Raw genomic sequence first — 17,111 nt, forward strand, 5'->3', positions numbered from 1 at the left:
GGCGGAAGTCTCTTTGTAATAGCTTTTGCTAATATTAAACCTAGCGCAGACGAGCTGCGCAATTTTTCTCAAGCGATGACAATAAAGCCGTCATAACCGCTTCAATTTGTGCATCCTGCAGGGTTTCCTGTGGATTCAATAAGGTAACGCGGAAAGCCAAGCTCTTCTCATCGTCACCCATACTACTAGAGCCGGCTTTTGGCTTGAACTCATCAAAGAGCTCAATCGCCTTTACAAAGTTCTGCTTTTTAGCGTTCATTGCATCGAGCAAAGCTTGCGCAGAAACAGCCTGCTTTACGACCACTGCTAGATCACGCTGTACAGCCGGGAATTTACTTAACTCTTCTGGTTGCGGAATACCAAGATTGCGAATGACCTCTAAATCCATTTCAAACAGCACTGGAGCCTGAGGCAATTCATATGCCTGCTGCAAGCCTGGGTGTAATTCGCCAATCCATCCAATATTTTGTTTACCGGTTGACGTTACTAGCTGAATCCGTGCGCTACGACCAGGATGCAACGCAGGGTGAACTGCAGCCTCAGTTGTGAAATGCAAGGGATCGAGCACACGCTCCAGATCCCCCTTCACATCAAAGAAATCCACTGCACGATCTACACTCGCCCATTGCTCAGGGACAAATGATCCATAAGCTAAACCGCCAACTTGCTGTGGCTGATGGAAACCAGCTACCTTGCCAGCTTCTTCTTGAACGCTCGCATCACGCTTAAATACACGACCAGTCTCAAATAAACGAACCCGGCCAGCGCCGCGATTTAGGTTTGACTTGAGATTGCCTAATAAACCACCCCATAGATTGCTACGCATCACGCCATACTGACTAGCAATTGGATTGAGTACGGCAATTAAATCTTTTTCAGTAGCGGCAGCTAAACGTTGCTCACTTTCAAGATCAGTAAATCCAAAATTCACTGCCTCTTGATACCCCTGTAGAGCTAAACGTTGGCGCAATAAATGCACTCCACGCTTTCCTTCAGCCTTAGCGCTCATCTTCAAAGAAGAAATAGGCGGCACATCAGGAATATTTTCGAAGCCGTACATGCGTGCGACTTCTTCGATTAAATCTTCTTCAATTTCAATATCAAAGCGATAGCTTGGCGGAGTCACGACAAACACATCACCCGCTTCTTGCTTGAATTCAAAGCCTAGACGTTTAAATACATCAGCAACAATTTCAGCAGATAGTGGAATGCCAATGACTTTCATGGCACGAGCCAAACGCATGCTCACTGGCTTACGCTCAGGAATAGCCAATACTTGATCATCAATTGAGCCAACTTGACCACCGCATACCTCAACAATCAGAGCCGTTAAATACTCTAAGCAGTTAGCGGTATTTTGTGGATCTACACCACGCTCAAAGCGATGTGCTGCATCCGTACTGAAATTAAAGCGACGAGCACGACCCTGAATTGCTGAAGGCTGCCAATAAGCCGCTTCAACATAAATATTTTTAGTGTCGTCAGTTACTGCGCAATGATTACCGCCCATGATCCCAGCCAAAGCTACTGGCCCGGCTTGATCAGCAACTACACCAGCCTCTTGAAGCTTGCCTGCAGAATCAGGACCTTGCAAGGTGACTGTTTGGCCATTTAATAGCTCTAGACTTTCGCCTGACTTTGCCCAACGAACAGATAAGTCACCATGTAACTTATCAATGTCAAACACATGAGTCGGCTGACCCATCTCCAACATAACGTAGTTAGACAAATCAACTAAAGGAGAAATACTTCGCTGACCGGCACGAGATAAACGTTCCACGATCCAATCTGGCGTTTTTGCTTTTGGGTTAACACCGCGAATCACGCGTCCAGCAAAACGACCACAAAGATCAGGGTTTTCAATGCTAACTTTTAGCTTGTCTTGTATGGAGACATCTACAGGGGTCCACTTAGATGCGCACAATGCGGCACCAGTAATGGCGGACACTTCACGCGCCATGCCTATCAAAGACAAACAATCTGCTTTGTTAGGTGTCAACTTAATTACAAAAATCTGATCATCCAGATTTAAATACTGACGAATATCTTCACCAACTGGCGCATCCGCAGGTAACTCCAAAATGCCTTCGTGATCATCACCCAAACCAAGCTCGCGACCGGAGCACAACATGCCTTGGCTTTCTACACCACGTAACTTACCTACTTTGATCATGAATGGTTTGCCACCCGCTTCAGCTGGCGGCAACTCTGCACCAACCATAGCGCAAGGAATTTTGATGCCAGCGCGCGCGTTTGGTGCACCACAAACAATTTGCAATTCTTGGCCAGTGCCAGCATCAACTTTACAAACACGTAAGCGGTCTGCATCAGGATGCTGCTCAGCCGAAAGAATTTGTGCGATGACAATCTTTGTAAATGCAGGCGCTACTGAATGCTGCTCTTCGACCTCAAGGCCGGCCATAGTCATTGCATGACCTAAAGCATTGCTATCCAATGAAGGATTTACATATTGGCGTAACCAAGATTCAGAAAATTGCATATGCGCTATCTACTATTAGAAGGTTGGCGGATTAAGCCGGAAATTGCGCTAAGAAACGGAGATCGTTCTCAAAGAAAAGACGTAAATCATCAACGCCATAACGCAACATCGTCAAGCGCTCTAAGCCAGAGCCAAAAGCAAAACCGGTATAGCGCTCTGGATCAATGCCCATATTGCGCAATACATTGGGATGCACCTGCCCTGCCCCTGAAATCTCTAACCAGCGACCGGCTAACTTGCCGCTACCGAAGGCCATATCAATTTCAGCTGAAGGCTCAGTGAATGGGAAATACGATGGACGGAAACGAACTTGCAATTCATTCGTCTCAAAAAAGGTTCTTAAGAAATCGGTGTACACACCCTTGAGATCAGCAAAGGAAACACTCTCAGCAATCCACAAGCCTTCAACCTGATGAAACATCGGCGAATGGGTTGCATCGCTATCAACACGATACGTTCTGCCTGGTGCAATCACTTTAATTGGTGGCATCACATCAGCATGGGCATATTTCTTTACATGCTCACTCGCATAACGAACCTGAATCGGGCTGGTATGGGTGCGCAATAATAAAGGCTTTCCATTGGAGTCTTTACCATCGATATAGAAGGTGTCTTGCATTGAACGTGCAGGATGATTCTCAGGACTATTTAAGGCGGTGAAATTAAACCAATCGGTTTCAATTTCAGGGCCATCTGCTACATCAAAACCAATAGAGCGGAAGATCACTTCAACGCGTTCCCAGGTACGCATCACAGGATGCAAACTACCTACAGCTTGGCCACGACCAGGCAAAGAAACGTCAATAGACTCTGCCGCAAGACGTTGCAGCAATACCGCATCAGCCAATGCTTGGCGACGCTCTTGTAATGCAGCTTCTACTTGGGTTTTGATTTGATTAATTTGGGCGCCAGCACTCTTGCGCTCATCAGGCGACATTCCACCAAGCGCTTTTAAACGCTCAGTGAGAACACCTGACTTACCGAGATACTTGGCTTTCGCGTCCTCTAGAGCTGCCGCATCGGCAGCTCCGAGGAAATCACGTTTAGCATCCTCGACAATGTGGTCGAGAGAAACCATTGCAGCTTAGTTATTAAATAAACTAAGAATTAAGCTGCAGCGCTTACTACGGATTTGATCCGAGTAACCAAAGCAGCGAAAGCCGCTTTGTCAGCAATGGCCATATCAGAAAGTACTTTGCGGTCGAGTTCGATCGCAGCTTTCTTCATACCATTCATGAATACGCTATAGGTCATGTCATGCTGACGAACTGCCGCGTTGATACGAGCAATCCACAATGCGCGGAATACACGTTTCTTATTGCGACGGTCACGATATGCATACTGACCAGCACGCATAACTGCTTGCTTAGCAATACGGAATACGTTTTTACGACGTCCACGATAGCCTGTTGCGGCATCGGTGATTTTCTTATGACGGGCTCTTGCTGTAACCCCACGTTTGACTCTTGGCATTTATTTCTCCTAATCTAGTCTGAGGTTAAGCGTATGGAAGCATGGAGCGAATTGACTTAACGTCTGCCTTCGCAACTTCGGTAGTACCACGTAGGTGACGCTTATTCTTTGTGGTCTTCTTGGTGAGGATGTGGCGTTTGAAAGCCTGACCTCGTTTGATCGTTCCGCCTGCGCGAACCGTGAAGCGCTTTTTAGCGCTACTCTTGCTCTTCATCTTGGGCATAAAGCACCCCTTCTTCTGCATGTGCAACATAGGTGGTAACCGACGGTTACGCTTCCTGTACCTAGAAGCACTTCTCACTACCAGCGCTTTTCAGCGCCTCCCTACATAAGAACCAGGTAGAACCTAGTTACTTAGCCTTACGAATGGGGGCCAATACCATCACCATCTGGCGGCCTTCCATCTTTGGAAACTGTTCTACTTGACCAAACTCAATCAGGTCTGACTTCAAACGCTCCAACATTCTGACTCCGATTTCTTGGTGGGCCATTTCACGACCCCGAAACCGCAGCGTAATCTTTGTCTTATCGCCATCTTCTAAAAAGCGGATTAGATTGCGTAGCTTCACACCATAGTCACCATCGTCTGTGCCGGGACGGAATTTAACTTCCTTCACCTGAATCACTTTTTGCTTGAGCTTAGCTTCATGCAAACGTTTGGCTTCTTGGTACTTGAATTTGCCGAAGTCCATGATACGGACTACAGGTGGCACAGCCGTCGGAGCAATTTCAACCAAATCGGTCTCTTTCTCTTCTGCCAAAGCCAGGGCTTCACTCAACTTAACTACACCGATGGGTTCTCCATCCAGTCCAATCAGACGCACTTCAGGAGCAGTAATCTCCCGGTTTATGCGCTGCGATTTATCAGTAGCGATCTTCTTAATTCCTTTAAAAAAACAATAAAAACCATTCCACCCCTAGCTAGGCTCGGGTCCGACTTTCTGGGAAATATCCTGCTGGAGTCGGGCAACGAAGGCATCAAGAGGCATTACGCCTAAATCCACTCCGCCACGGGCACGAACGGCCACCGAATTACTTTCTGCTTCTTTATCCCCTACAACTAACAAAAATGGGAGCTTCTGTAATGCGTGCTCGCGTATTTTATACGTAATTTTCTCATTCCGCAAATCCGATTCGACTCTAAACCCTTGTTTTTTCAGAGATTGCTGGACTTTTTGTGCGTATGCAGCGGAATTGTCGGAAATATTGAGGACTACAGCCTGTGTGGGGGCAAGCCAAACTGGCATGTTTCCGGCATGGTTTTCAATCAAAATGCCAATAAAACGCTCTAAAGAGCCCACAATTGCCCTGTGAAGCATCACTGGAGCCTTACGGGTGTTCTCTTCGGTGACATATTCCGCACCCAGACGAGCTGGCATCGAGAAATCGACCTGAATCGTGCCGCACTGCCAAGTACGTCCAATGGAGTCCTTGAGGTGGTATTCGATCTTGGGGCCGTAAAAAGCACCCTCGCCTGGCAATTCTTCCCATTCTTGGCCTGAAGCAGTCAAGGCGCCGCGCAAGGCAGCCTCGGCTTTATCCCAAATTGCATCATCGCCAACGCGCTTTGCTGGGCGTAAGGCTAACTTGACAGCTACCTCGGTAAATCCAAAATCTTTATAGACGTCGCGAACCGCTTTATCAAATGCTGCCACTTCTGACTGAATCTGATCTTCGGTACAGAAAATATGGCCATCATCCTGTGTGAAACCACGCACACGCATCAGACCATGCAATGCACCCGATGGTTCATTACGGTGACATTGACCGAACTCGCCGTAACGCAATGGCAACTCACGATAACTATGTAAGCCTGAGTTAAAAATCTGAACGTGTCCTGGGCAGTTCATCGGCTTTAATGCATAAGCACGATTCTCTGACTCGGTCGTAAACATATTTTCTTTGTAGTTATCCCAGTGACCAGACTTCTCCCACAATCCACGATCGAGAATTTGTGGAGCCTTCACTTCTTGATAACCTTCGCGCTGATAAACGCGACGCATGTATTGCTCAACTTCTTGCCAGATTGACCAGCCTTTTGGATGCCAGAAAATTAAACCAGGCGCTTCAGGTTGAAAGTGAAATAAGTCCAAGAACTTACCCAGGCGACGATGGTCGCGCTTCTCAGCCTCTTCAAGCATATGCAAATGCGCATCTTGATCTTCTTTTTTCAACCAAGCTGTGCCGTAGATACGCTGCAACATCTCATTCTTACTATCGCCACGCCAGTAAGCGCCAGCAACGCTCAGAAGCTTAAATACCTTGAGCTTGCCAGTCGACGGAACGTGTGGTCCACGACATAAGTCGGTGAACTTACCTTCGGCATACAAAGACACATCCTCGCCTTGCGGAATGCTAGAAATAATTTCTGCCTTGTAGTTTTCGCCTTGATCTTTAAAAAACTTCACCGCTTCATCACGAGGCATCACTGTACGAATTACTGGCTCATCTTTTTTAACCAGCTCAGCCATTTTCTTTTCAATCGCTACCAAGTCTTCTGGAGTGAATGCGCGATGAAAGGAGAAGTCGTAATAGAAACCGTTTTCGATGACTGGGCCGATGGTGACTTGCGCTTCTGGGAAGAGTTCTTTAACGGCATAGGCCAACAAGTGCGCTGTGGAGTGGCGGACAATCTCGAGAGCTTCAGGGCTTTTATCGGTAATGATGGCTAGTTGACTATCTTTGTCGATAACAAAGCTAGCATCAACCATCTTGCCGTCGACAATGCCACCGAGGGCGGCTTTGGCAAGACCGCTACCAATGCTTTGAGCAACATCGAGAACGCGAACGGGAGCATCAAACTCACGTTTAGATCCATCTGGCAGAGTAACTACAAGCATGACCACCCCATCTTATTAAGATTCAGTCGATTGACTGATGTACTACATAACATCCACCAAAAAGAAAGCGCGGCAGCTTTTCGGCAACCGCGCACTTTTGGGTCTTTATTCGTTGGTAGGCTCGATTGGACTCGAACCAACGACCCCCACCATGTCAAGGTGGTGCTCTAACCAGCTGAGCTACGAGCCTATATAGCCATAGAGTTTATCACCGGCGGCGCACTTGGGTCACCCCTTTGACCTCTTCGAGACTGTTTTGAACTAAACGCAAGGCTTCTGAGTCTTTAATTTCCACAGTCAACAGGATTTGAGCAAGGCCGCGCTTAGCAGATTTACGCAAGTCAATGACGTGAACGCCCTGCCTTGTCAGGATTTCAAATAACTCGCGCATGAGCTCAGGGCGATCTAGGCCAGTTACTGCTAAATCAGCCGGAAATACCCGTTTTGCGTCACCCGTAGGTAAAGCTTCTGCAGAAGCTGCATTCCAAGCAGTCTGAATAACGCGCTCTGGAGCTCGCTCCAAAAGACCTCTGAAAGTTTTACAGGATCGCCTGTGTATAGATACGCCACGTCCCTGAGTCACAAAACCGGCAATCGCATCCGGTGGCACCGGTCTACAGCATCGCGCCAACTGTGTCAGCAATGAATCTACCCCAACAACCAAAACATCGCCCGCTTGACCCTGCTTACGAGTGCTTTGCTTGAGAATAATTTCCGGAGCCGGAACGGTTGCCTTGGCCTCTGGCTTTTGCTCAGCCTTAACTTCAGAAGACTTGGCACCTGCCTCTTCATCATCCAAGGCATTAAACCAAGTGCGCACACGAGTGCGGGCACGCTGTGAGCGCAAGTAGTTGCGGTTAGGGCTTATCCAATCGCGGGATGGGCCGCCATGCTTTACCGCAATGATTTCAATTGTCTGGCCGTTCTGCAAAGGCGTATCCAAAGGCACCATCGCACCGTCTACTCGAGCGCCACGACAGCGATGACCCAGGTCAGTATGAACGGCATATGCAAAGTCGATGGGCGATGAACCCTTCTCTAATGAAATGACTTTACCCAGCGGAGTGAGAACATAAATATGGTCATCAATCTCATGGTGCTTCAGCTGCTCCCAAGCATCTTCTTTCCAGGAGATGAGCTGCCTTGCCCAAGCAATCTGACGCTCATAGGCTACTGCTGCACTATGGGTGCCAGTTTGATGATTCGGGTTTGGTGTGGCCGGAGCACTAGAAGCGGGTTTATTTTTTGGCGGAGTAGCAACACCAATATAAGCGCCCTCTTTATAACGCCAGTGTGCAGCCAAACCATACTCAGCTTGTTGATGCATTTCATTGGTGCGCACCTGAATTTCAAATGCAGTGCCGTGCTCGTCCATCACTACGGTATGCAAAGATTGATAGCCGTTGGGTTTAGGCCTAGCGATGTAATCATCGAACTCTCGTGGAACAGGCTGCCAAACGTTATGCACTATTCCTAAAATAGCGTAGCAAGATTTAACGTCCTCAACTAGAACTCTAAATGCTCTGACATCATAGAGATTGGCAAAGTCGAGTGACTTACCTTGCATCTTTTTCCAAATACTGTAGATGTGCTTTGGGCGACCCTGGACCTCACCTTGAATATGAGCGGCATTTAATTCTTCTTTGAGCTTTCTGACAATCTGCTCAATAAAAGATTCACGTTCAATACGCTTACCATCCAACATCTTAGCGATGTCGCGGTAGACCTCAGGAGAAAGAACTCGAAACGCCAAGTCCTCCATCTCCCATTTCATTTGCCAAATACCCAGACGATTCGCCAATGAGGCGTCAATATTCAGAATCTCTTGCGCCCAAGCTTTTGGCATCTCCAACTTTTCTTGAGCAACCCAACGCAGCGTTTGCAGGCGAGAAGCAAGATAGATGAGAACGACGCGTAAGTCATCGCCAAAGGCGAGCAACATCTTTCTAAGCATTTCCTCTTGCCCAGAAATGCTTAGACCACCATCATTGCGAACTAGCTTAGCTTGGGCCTGCCTGAGGCCACGGTATCCAATTAGGAGCTTGGCTGACTCATCACCTATGAGCTTAGTCAGCGCTTCTTTGCCATGGGTACGCGCAATATTAGTTGCGGCGGTTAGCGTAGCCTCATCAAGATGAAGCTGCTTAAGAATGCTGAGAACGCCAGCGGCATGATTTTCTGAGGGCTCACCATACCAGCCATCAACAATTTTAACGCTCTCAGATGCATTGCCAACATTGGACATGGGCGTCTAAGGTCCTTAACTAAAGAATTCTTTTGCTAGAGCAACTTGTTCTGACTTCACAAAAGCAGGTGCATGCCCTACCCCTGGAATTTCAATACTCCGAATATAAGGATTGACCCTACACATCTCCGCTACGGTTTTAGCGGAAAGCAAATCCGATTCACCACCACGCACAACCAGCATTGGAATATGGATTTGTTTGAAGGCGTGCCACATAGCCATCTCTCCTGCCTTTGCCATAATCGGATTTACCGAAGCAAACGGCACAGAAATATCCGGGTCATAGTGCATGGCCCAGAGACCATCCTTTTGAACTAGCATCGGCCCGTTATAAATTTCCCACTCATCGGGCGTATGACTACCAAACGAAGCGCAGATCTCATTTAAGCGTTGCAAGGCATCGGCACGATTAGTAAAAGTGAATGATTGACCGACGTAAGAACCTAAGCGCTTAATTGCCTCCGGTTCTATCCGTGGACCAACATCGTTAATTAACATGCGACGGATTGGATTCTTGGGCATCGAGGCATAAACCATACCAATCAAACCACCCATAGAGGTTCCAAACCAATCTACCTGTGCAACGCCAAGTTGATTAATCAAGCTTGCCATATCTGCTACGTATTGCGGCACGGCATACAACATTGGATTCTTGAGACGATCAGAATCGCCCCGACCGACCACGTCAGGACAGACGACGTAGTAATCATTGCTCATCGCCTCGGCTAGGGTTTTGAAATCACTACCTCTACGAGTTAAGCCATGAACACAAACTAATACCTTTGGATTATTTGGATTTCCCCAGGCGTGATAAGCCATACGATGCGGGCCATCAGGGCTGGTGCAAGCAACGAAGAAGGTATCACCATGATGAGTTACATTCGGCTTTTTAATATCCTCATTCAAATGCTCATCATGGGTATGCTCATCTGTCATACCGGCAATTTCAGGCTGCAGAGTGACATGATCAATACCATGTTTGTCCAATAGCATCGCATTGATGCGCGTCATGATATCTGGCCACTCATTCATCTGTTCGATTTCAATATGGCCAATCAAAGCTGGAAAGCTAGGCGTCATTTCCCAAACATGTAAATCATGAACAGCCAATACACCTGGAACTTTTTTAAGATCACTACCTACTTGTAGATAGTCAATATGTAGCGGTACACCCTCCATCAAGAAGTGGTAGGACTCGCGCAAGATGGAAACAGTAGACTTCAAAATCAACAGTGAAACCAGAATAGAAAGAATGGCATCAATTGGCATCCAGCCAGTTAGCTGAATCACGATACCAGCAATCAAGGCAGCTACAGAGCCCAATAGATCGCCCATTACATGAACCAATGCGGCACGCGTGTTGACACTCTTCTTATCGCGCGAAAGTACCCATGCCACGACAATATTCATTAGTAGGCCAATAGCAGCTACCACGGTCACCGTTAATCCATCAACCTTATGTGGATCATAAAATCGACTAACTGCCTCAACCATAATCCAAACTACTAAGGCCAACATTGCAATGCTATTTACAAAGGCGGCTAATGCTTCTGCGCGTCCAAAGCCAAAAGAATGTTTAGGTGATGGCGGACGACGAGAAATAATTTGGGCTAATAAGGCCAAGCCTAATGCGGCTGCATCCGTCACCATGTGACCTGCATCCGATATCAATGCTAATGAATTCGCAAAATACGCTGCCGCACCCTCTACCCCAGAAAAACCTAATGTCAGAACTAAGGCAATGAGAAGGAGGCTTTGATTAGAGACCTGTTTGGCATGGGAATGCTTAGCATCACCTTGCTTATGTGCATGAAGCGAATGATCTACAGCGCTCATAAAAGGCTCTTTAGAAATAGAAATGGGGTCATTGACCCCATTATTTCACTATCCGATGAAAAAGGTTAGAAACCTGATGTATCGACAGGGGCACCTGTTTTAGACACAACGTGTTCCTTAGATACGCCTGGAACCAACTCGACCAACTTCAAGCCCTTAGGAGTGATATCAAGGACGCAAAGGTCAGTGATGATGCGACTAATTACGCCTACCCCAGTCAATGGCAAAGTGCATTTCGGCAAGATCTTGATTTCTTCTGTGCCATCTTTCTTCTTAGCGACATGCTCCATTAGGACAACTACATGCTTCACGCCGGCAACCAAATCCATTGCGCCGCCCATACCTTTAACCATCTTGCCTGGAATCATCCAGTTCGCCAAGTCGCCATGCTCACTTACCTGCATCGCACCCAAAATCGCGATATTGATTTTTCCACCACGAATCATTCCAAATGAATCTGCAGAAGAAAAGATTGATGAGCCTGGCAAAGTAGTAATCGTTTGCTTACCAGCATTAATCAAATCAGCATCAATTGTTTCTTCAGTTGGGAATGGGCCGATACCCAATAAACCATTTTCAGATTGAAGCCATACTTCCATATCTTTTGGTACATAGTTTGCAACCAGGGTTGGCATGCCAATACCCAAGTTCACGTAGTAACCATCTTTTAGCTCTTTAGCAGCACGTGCCGCCATTTCTTCTCTATTCCAAGGCATATCGATCTTCCTAAATATTCTGTACGGTGTATAGGCTTAACTATTGGTAGTTAAGCCTTTGATAAGGTGCGCTGCTCAATACGCTTCTCAGGCTCAGTGTTGAGCACTAAACGATGCACATAGATACCTGGCGTATGAATCTGATCTGGATCTAACTCACCGTTCTCCACAATCTCTTCCACCTCAGCAACAGTAATCTTCCCCGCCATTGCAACAACCGGATTGAAGTTACGAGCCGTATAGCGATACACCAGATTGCCAGATTTATCGGCTTTCCATGCTTTCACTAGAGAAATGTCTGAAATGATTGAACGCTCCATGATGTAGCGCTCACCGTCGAATTCTTTTTCTTCCTTACCTTCAGCAACTAAAGTGCCCACACCTGTTTTGGTGTAGAAAGCCGGAATACCGCAACCGCCTGCACGCAACTTTTCTGCCAAGGTTCCTTGCGGAGTAAATTCCAACTCAAGCTCGCCAGCCAAAAACTGACGCTCAAACTCTTTGTTCTCACCCACATAAGATGCGACCATCTTCTTTACTTGCCTTGAGTTCAATAGCAAACCCAAGCCAAAGCCATCTACCCCAGCATTATTAGCAATCGCTGTAAGATTTTGCGCACCAAGATCCTTAACCGCTTGAATCAAGGCTTCAGGAATACCGCACAAACCAAAACCGCCAACGGCGAGCTTCTGGCCATCCTTCAAGATATCCCGTAAGGCATCTACAGCTGATGGGTAAGTCTTATTCATAAATTCGTCCTAATATTGCCAAAAAGGGTAAAAAAGCAATCATAACGCCTTAGCCTCTCAAGCCTATAAGCATTGGGCACCAACCTGGTTTTTCTGGCTTAGAACTAAACTATAGGTGTGATTTGGGGCTATTTAATTAGCAGAAATGCTTAAAACACCCCAAATACCTTAAGCACCCTATTTATAAGTACCGCCGGAGAAATCAAATGACTGCCCAGGAATTACTCGAACAGTTTGGCCCTAGAGAATCGATGGATTACGACCTAGTTATCGTAGGTGGCGGCCCGGCAGGCTTATCTGCAGCTATTAAAGCAAAACAGTTAGCTAACGAATCTGGCAAAGAGATTAGCGTTTGCGTTCTCGAAAAGGGATCTGAAATCGGTGCGCACATCCTTTCTGGCGCAGTCATGGATCCCAAGGCACTGACCGAACTCTTTCCTAACTGGAAGGAGCTGGGCGCACCTCTCGATACCGAAGTCAGCCAAGATCAGTTTTTGTTTCTGACTAAAGAGAGTTCATTCCAAGTTCCGAATTGGATGCTGCCCCACTGCTTTAAGAATGAAGGTAACTACATTGTTAGCTTAGCCAATGTGACTCGCTGGCTAGGTCAGCAAGCTGAGAATCTCGGTGTAGAAATTTTCCCGGGATTTCCAGCTGCAGAAATTCTGTACAACGAGCAAGGTGCAGTTTGTGGCGTTATTACTGGTGCAATGGGTCTGGATAAAGAAGGTCAACCCACTGATCAATTTCAACTCGGCATGGAATTGCGTGCCAAGTACACTCTGTTCGCCGAAGGTTCACGTGGCCACTTAGGCAAGCAACTCATTGCCAAGTTTGCGCTGGATAAAGATGCTGATCCACAAAGCTACGGCATTGGCATTAAAGAGTTATGGGAAGTCGAACCTTCTAAGAGTAAACCTGGGCTAGTGGTTCATACCGCTGGCTGGCCATTAGAGAGTGAGACCTATGGCGGCTCATTCTTGTATCACTTGGGTGACAATAAAGTTGCTGTTGGCTTAGTGGTGGGCCTTTCGTATAAGAACCCTTACCTCTCGCCGTTTGAAGAGTTCCAGCGCTATAAGTTGCATCCAAAGATTCGTGAGACTTTTGAAGGTGGAAAACGCCTGGCCTATGGCGCACGTGCATTGACAGCGGGTGGCTTAAATAGCCTACCTAAAACTGTTTTTCCGGGTGGCGCATTGATCGGTTGTGATGCAGGCTTCTTAAATGCATCCCGCATCAAAGGAAGTCATGCAGCCATTAAGACCGGCATGCTCGCTGCTGAAGCTGCTGTTGCCGCACTTGCTGAGAATCGCTCTGCTGATGTATTGGCTGCGTATGCAAGCGCGTTCAAAAATAGCTGGCTCCATACTGAGTTAAGTCAGGCTCGCAACTTTAAGCCGTGGATGTCAAAAGGTTTGTATTTAGGCACCCTCATGGTTGGCCTTGAACAAAAACTTTTGGGCGGCAATATGCCTTGGACAATTCATTTAAAGCATGCAGATCATGAGTGCCTTGAACCAGCGGCGCAGCATCAACCAATCGATTATCCAAAGCCCGATGGCAAGATTACGTTTGACCGCCTCTCATCCGTATTTATCTCCAATACGAATCATGCCGAGAATCAACCCATCCATCTCACCTTAAAAGATGCATCGGTACCAGTGAGCTTGAATCTCAAAACCTATGCAGGACCAGAGCAACGTTACTGCCCTGCTGGTGTGTATGAATATGTAGAAAAGGATGGTCAAGCGCATTTGCAAATTAATTCGCAAAACTGCGTGCACTGCAAGACTTGCGATATCAAGGACCCAAGTCAAAACATTGTTTGGATTACCCCTGAAGGTGGCGGTGGCCCTAACTATGGGTCAATGTAAAGATCGTTATTTTCAGCGCTTGTTATCTAGCCGTGTAGTGACGAGGACGCAGTTTCCCAATCGCCATACCCGCTAGACCACAGGCCAAGGCGGCCATTACGAACACATTGCGTGGCTGAGTTGCCTCCCAGAGCCAGCCCGCAACCAAACCACCTAGCGTTCCACCTAAGCCATAAGATACCGTTGCCATCAATGCCTGGCCTCGCGCCTGCAGTGGGCCAGTAAACCAGCGTTGAAGTAATTTGGTAGCTGCACTATGGTGAGCCCCAAAAGTACCAGCATGCATTAGCTGAGCCAGAATCAGTACCCAGGTCACCGGGAAGAATGCAATCAAGATAAAGCGGAACACACCAATACCAAAGGCAATCTGCAAAATGACTTCGGCATCAAGGCGACTTAACACTTTGCTTTGGAAATAGAAGAAGATCACCTCTGCCCCAACGCCTAAGGCCCAGAACAAACCGATCTGGAACTTGTCATAACCTAGGTCAGCTAAGTAAAGTGAATAGAACACATACAAAGCAGCATGCGCAAAGATCATAAAAAATCCGGAGAGCAAGAACCAGCGCACATCGGGATTAAATAAAACAATCAGGAGTTCGCCCTTGACCATCTTGCGACGCTCCATCTTGGGCTCATGCAAGCGAAAGGTAACTAATGCCAAGAAGGTCAGAATCACCGCGCCCACTATGGGATAGAGCTCAATACCTTTACGCTGAAATAATTCACCGGCAAATAAGACCATGGCTATAAAACCAATTGAGCCCCATAGACGCAAACGCCCATAGCGCTTATCAAATGAATTATCTTTAAATAAAGCATGCACTGTAGCCGACTCACCTAATGGCATCAAACTACTGAGGATAGTGTGCAGCACAAACATCCAAATGAAGAATGCAATGTAGCTTTGCAGAAAAAAGATGCATAAGAAAGTCACTGCCGCTAGGCAGGCGCAAAAGCGAATGATCCCGATACGATTAGACAGATAGTCAGATAACCACCCCCAAGAGAATGGGCCCACTATTCGCGTAATTTGCAGCATAGACATTAAGACTGCGATCTCAATAACGCTAAAGCCACGATCGAGAAAAAAGAGGCTGGCGTAGGGAGAAACTAAGCCAACGTAAGCAAAATATAAAAAGAAAAAGGACCCGAAGGCCCAACGCACTGAAGGTGTCATTTTCTTTTACTTAGCTTTATTTAATCGGTTGCTGAACCGGGACGTGCTGCCGGTATCGGCGGAACAGTATGTTTCACATCACCACATTGGGCACGATGACGCAAAGCGTGATCGATCAATACCAAAGCTAGCATCGCTTCAGCAATCGGCGTTGCCCGAATGCCAACACAAGGATCATGACGACCTTTGGTTTGCACAGTAATAGGCTTACCATCCAAATCAACTGATTGTTTTGGACTCAGAATGCTCGAGGTTGGTTTGATTGCAATCGATACACGCAAATCTTGGCCGCTACTGATGCCGCCCAAAGTGCCGCCACTATGGTTGCTAGCAAAACCATCTGGATGTAATTCATCACCATGCTCGCTACCGCGCTGCGCTACTGACTTAAAGCCTGCACCAATCTCTACACCCTTAACAGCATTGATACCCATCATGGCATGCGCAATATCAGCATCCAACTTATCAAATAAGGGTTCACCCAATCCAATCGGCACATTACGCGCCCGCACCTCAATCTTCGCCCCACAAGAATCCCCTGCCTTACGCAGTGAATCCATATAAGCCTCTAATTCAGGAACGATATCGGCATTGGCAGCAAAGAAAGGATTGCTCTCAATCAGGGCCGCATCTTTAAATGGGATTTCAATTTCACCGAGCTGACTCATGTAGCCATAAAACTCAGTGCCATATTGCTCTTTCAACCACTTCTTCGCAATTGCTGCTGCGGCCACTACAGGCGCAGTCAATCTTGCTGAAGAGCGTCCACCACCACGAGGATCTCGTAAACCATATTTGTAGTGGTATGCATAGTCCGCGTGGCCAGGCCTAAATGTTTGCAAGATATTGCCGTAATCTTGACTACGTTGATCGGTGTTCCGAATTAACAATCCAATTGGCGCACCGGTAGTTTTGCCTTCATAAACACCAGACAGGATCTCAACCTTGTCAGCTTCTTGACGTTGAGTCACATGACGCGAAGTTCCTGGTTTGCGACGATCTAAATCAATCTGCAAATCCGCTTCGGATAAAGACATTCCTGGAGGACAGCCATCAACAACAGCGCCGATCGCGGGACCATGGGATTCACCAAAAGTGGTGACAGTAAAGAGAAGGCCTAAAGTATTTCCTGACATATCGACATTATGTCATTTGTCAGGGCTATCAGGCTAGGCTGCTTAAGGGGCTGCCTTTTCGGCCTCTTCCGGCCAGTCGCGGATATAAGCCTTCAGCATGGTGTTCTCAAAGTCTTGAGCCTCAACTACCGATTTAGCCACGTCATAGAAAGAAATCACGCCCATCAGCATCTTTTGATCAATGACTGGCAGATAGCGGGCATGGTCAACCAACATCATGCGACGCACCTCATCAATCTCTGTTTCCATATTGCAGGTCAGCGGCTTGGCATTCATCACGCTCTTTACCTTGAGGTCATCTAATTTACCGTGGTGCTTCGCCAATGCTGAGATCACTTCTCGGAAGGTCAGAATACCCACGAGGTTTTCGTACTCCATAACGACCAGAGAACCAATATCGTGCTCGCTCATCACTAAGACGGCAGTTTGCAAAGCAGTGTCTGGCGCCACAGTAAAGAGTGTGCTGCCCTTTACGCGCAATATGTCACAAACTTTCATACGGTCTCCAGCAATGAGTTCTTATTTGATCAATATATTCTTAAGCCCTGAAGGAATCAAG

General features: G+C 47.1%; 14 protein-coding genes and 1 tRNA gene. 1 reads left to right on the plus strand and 14 read right to left on the minus strand.

Annotation, left to right across the window (positions count from 1 at the left end; all coding sequences use genetic code 11):
• Window positions 1-40: 40 nt before the first annotated feature.
• From pheT to ICN14_RS03165, 11 genes are all read right to left on the minus strand, one after another.
• Window positions 41-2,500, minus strand: a complete 2,460-nt coding sequence (gene pheT, locus ICN14_RS03115; RefSeq protein WP_216224716.1) for a phenylalanine--tRNA ligase subunit beta — start codon at window positions 2,498-2,500, stop codon at window positions 41-43.
• Window positions 2,501-2,531: 31 nt separating this feature from the next.
• Entirely contained in the window at window positions 2,532-3,578 is a 1,047-nt protein-coding gene (gene pheS, locus ICN14_RS03120; RefSeq protein WP_216224718.1) for a phenylalanine--tRNA ligase subunit alpha, read from the minus strand.
• A gap of 29 nt (window positions 3,579-3,607) precedes the next feature.
• Window positions 3,608-3,973, minus strand: a complete 366-nt coding sequence (rplT, locus tag ICN14_RS03125) for a 50S ribosomal protein L20 (RefSeq protein WP_015421011.1) — start codon at window positions 3,971-3,973, stop codon at window positions 3,608-3,610.
• 25 nt (window positions 3,974-3,998) lie between these two features.
• Window positions 3,999-4,196 (minus strand): 50S ribosomal protein L35, encoded by a 198-nt coding sequence (rpmI, locus tag ICN14_RS03130; RefSeq protein ID WP_046330084.1) that lies wholly within the window; start codon window positions 4,194-4,196, stop codon window positions 3,999-4,001.
• A gap of 127 nt (window positions 4,197-4,323) precedes the next feature.
• Window positions 4,324-4,848: a translation initiation factor IF-3 gene (infC, locus tag ICN14_RS03135; RefSeq protein WP_088527465.1), complete on the minus strand. Its 525-nt coding sequence runs from the start codon at window positions 4,846-4,848 to the stop codon at window positions 4,324-4,326.
• Between the two features lie 42 nt (window positions 4,849-4,890).
• Entirely contained in the window at window positions 4,891-6,813 is a 1,923-nt protein-coding gene (gene thrS / locus ICN14_RS03140; protein ID WP_216224720.1) for a threonine--tRNA ligase, read from the minus strand.
• Between the two features lie 113 nt (window positions 6,814-6,926).
• A tRNA-Val gene (locus ICN14_RS03145) sits at window positions 6,927-7,003 on the minus strand.
• A gap of 18 nt (window positions 7,004-7,021) precedes the next feature.
• Window positions 7,022-9,058, minus strand: a complete 2,037-nt coding sequence (locus ICN14_RS03150) for a bifunctional (p)ppGpp synthetase/guanosine-3',5'-bis(diphosphate) 3'-pyrophosphohydrolase (RefSeq protein WP_216224722.1) — start codon at window positions 9,056-9,058, stop codon at window positions 7,022-7,024.
• A gap of 15 nt (window positions 9,059-9,073) precedes the next feature.
• Window positions 9,074-10,894, minus strand: coding sequence for an alpha/beta fold hydrolase (locus tag ICN14_RS10420; protein WP_216224724.1), 1,821 nt, complete (start codon window positions 10,892-10,894; stop codon window positions 9,074-9,076).
• Window positions 10,895-10,959: 65 nt separating this feature from the next.
• Window positions 10,960-11,610, minus strand: coding sequence for a CoA transferase subunit B (locus ICN14_RS03160; protein ID WP_216224725.1), 651 nt, complete (start codon window positions 11,608-11,610; stop codon window positions 10,960-10,962).
• Window positions 11,611-11,660: 50 nt separating this feature from the next.
• On the minus strand, window positions 11,661-12,359 hold the full coding sequence (locus ICN14_RS03165; RefSeq protein WP_216224726.1) for a CoA transferase subunit A: 699 nt from the start codon (window positions 12,357-12,359) through the stop codon (window positions 11,661-11,663).
• A gap of 206 nt (window positions 12,360-12,565) precedes the next feature.
• Between ICN14_RS03165 and ICN14_RS03170 the strand changes: the two genes are divergently transcribed.
• Window positions 12,566-14,236 carry an electron transfer flavoprotein-ubiquinone oxidoreductase gene (locus ICN14_RS03170; RefSeq protein ID WP_216224727.1) on the plus strand — a complete coding sequence of 557 codons (1,671 nt, stop codon included), beginning with the start codon at window positions 12,566-12,568 and terminating at the stop codon, window positions 14,234-14,236.
• A gap of 22 nt (window positions 14,237-14,258) precedes the next feature.
• Here the strand turns inward: ICN14_RS03170 and ICN14_RS03175 are convergent, their stop codons facing one another.
• Genes ICN14_RS03175 through ICN14_RS03185 form a run of 3 tightly spaced genes read right to left on the minus strand, consistent with a single transcriptional unit; the run spans window position 14,259 to window position 17,050 of the window.
• Window positions 14,259-15,416: an MFS transporter gene (locus ICN14_RS03175; RefSeq protein WP_216224728.1), complete on the minus strand. Its 1,158-nt coding sequence runs from the start codon at window positions 15,414-15,416 to the stop codon at window positions 14,259-14,261.
• Between the two features lie 20 nt (window positions 15,417-15,436).
• A complete protein-coding gene (gene aroC / locus ICN14_RS03180; RefSeq protein WP_216224729.1) occupies window positions 15,437-16,552 on the minus strand; it encodes a chorismate synthase in 1,116 nt (371 codons plus the stop codon).
• Between the two features lie 42 nt (window positions 16,553-16,594).
• Complete coding sequence (locus ICN14_RS03185; protein ID WP_216224730.1) at window positions 16,595-17,050, minus strand: CBS domain-containing protein; 456 nt, start codon at window positions 17,048-17,050, stop codon at window positions 16,595-16,597.
• Window positions 17,051-17,111: the final 61 nt, after the last annotated feature.

The organism is Polynucleobacter sp. MG-27-Goln-C1, from assembly GCF_018881905.1.
Lineage (GTDB): Bacteria > Pseudomonadota > Gammaproteobacteria > Burkholderiales > Burkholderiaceae > Polynucleobacter.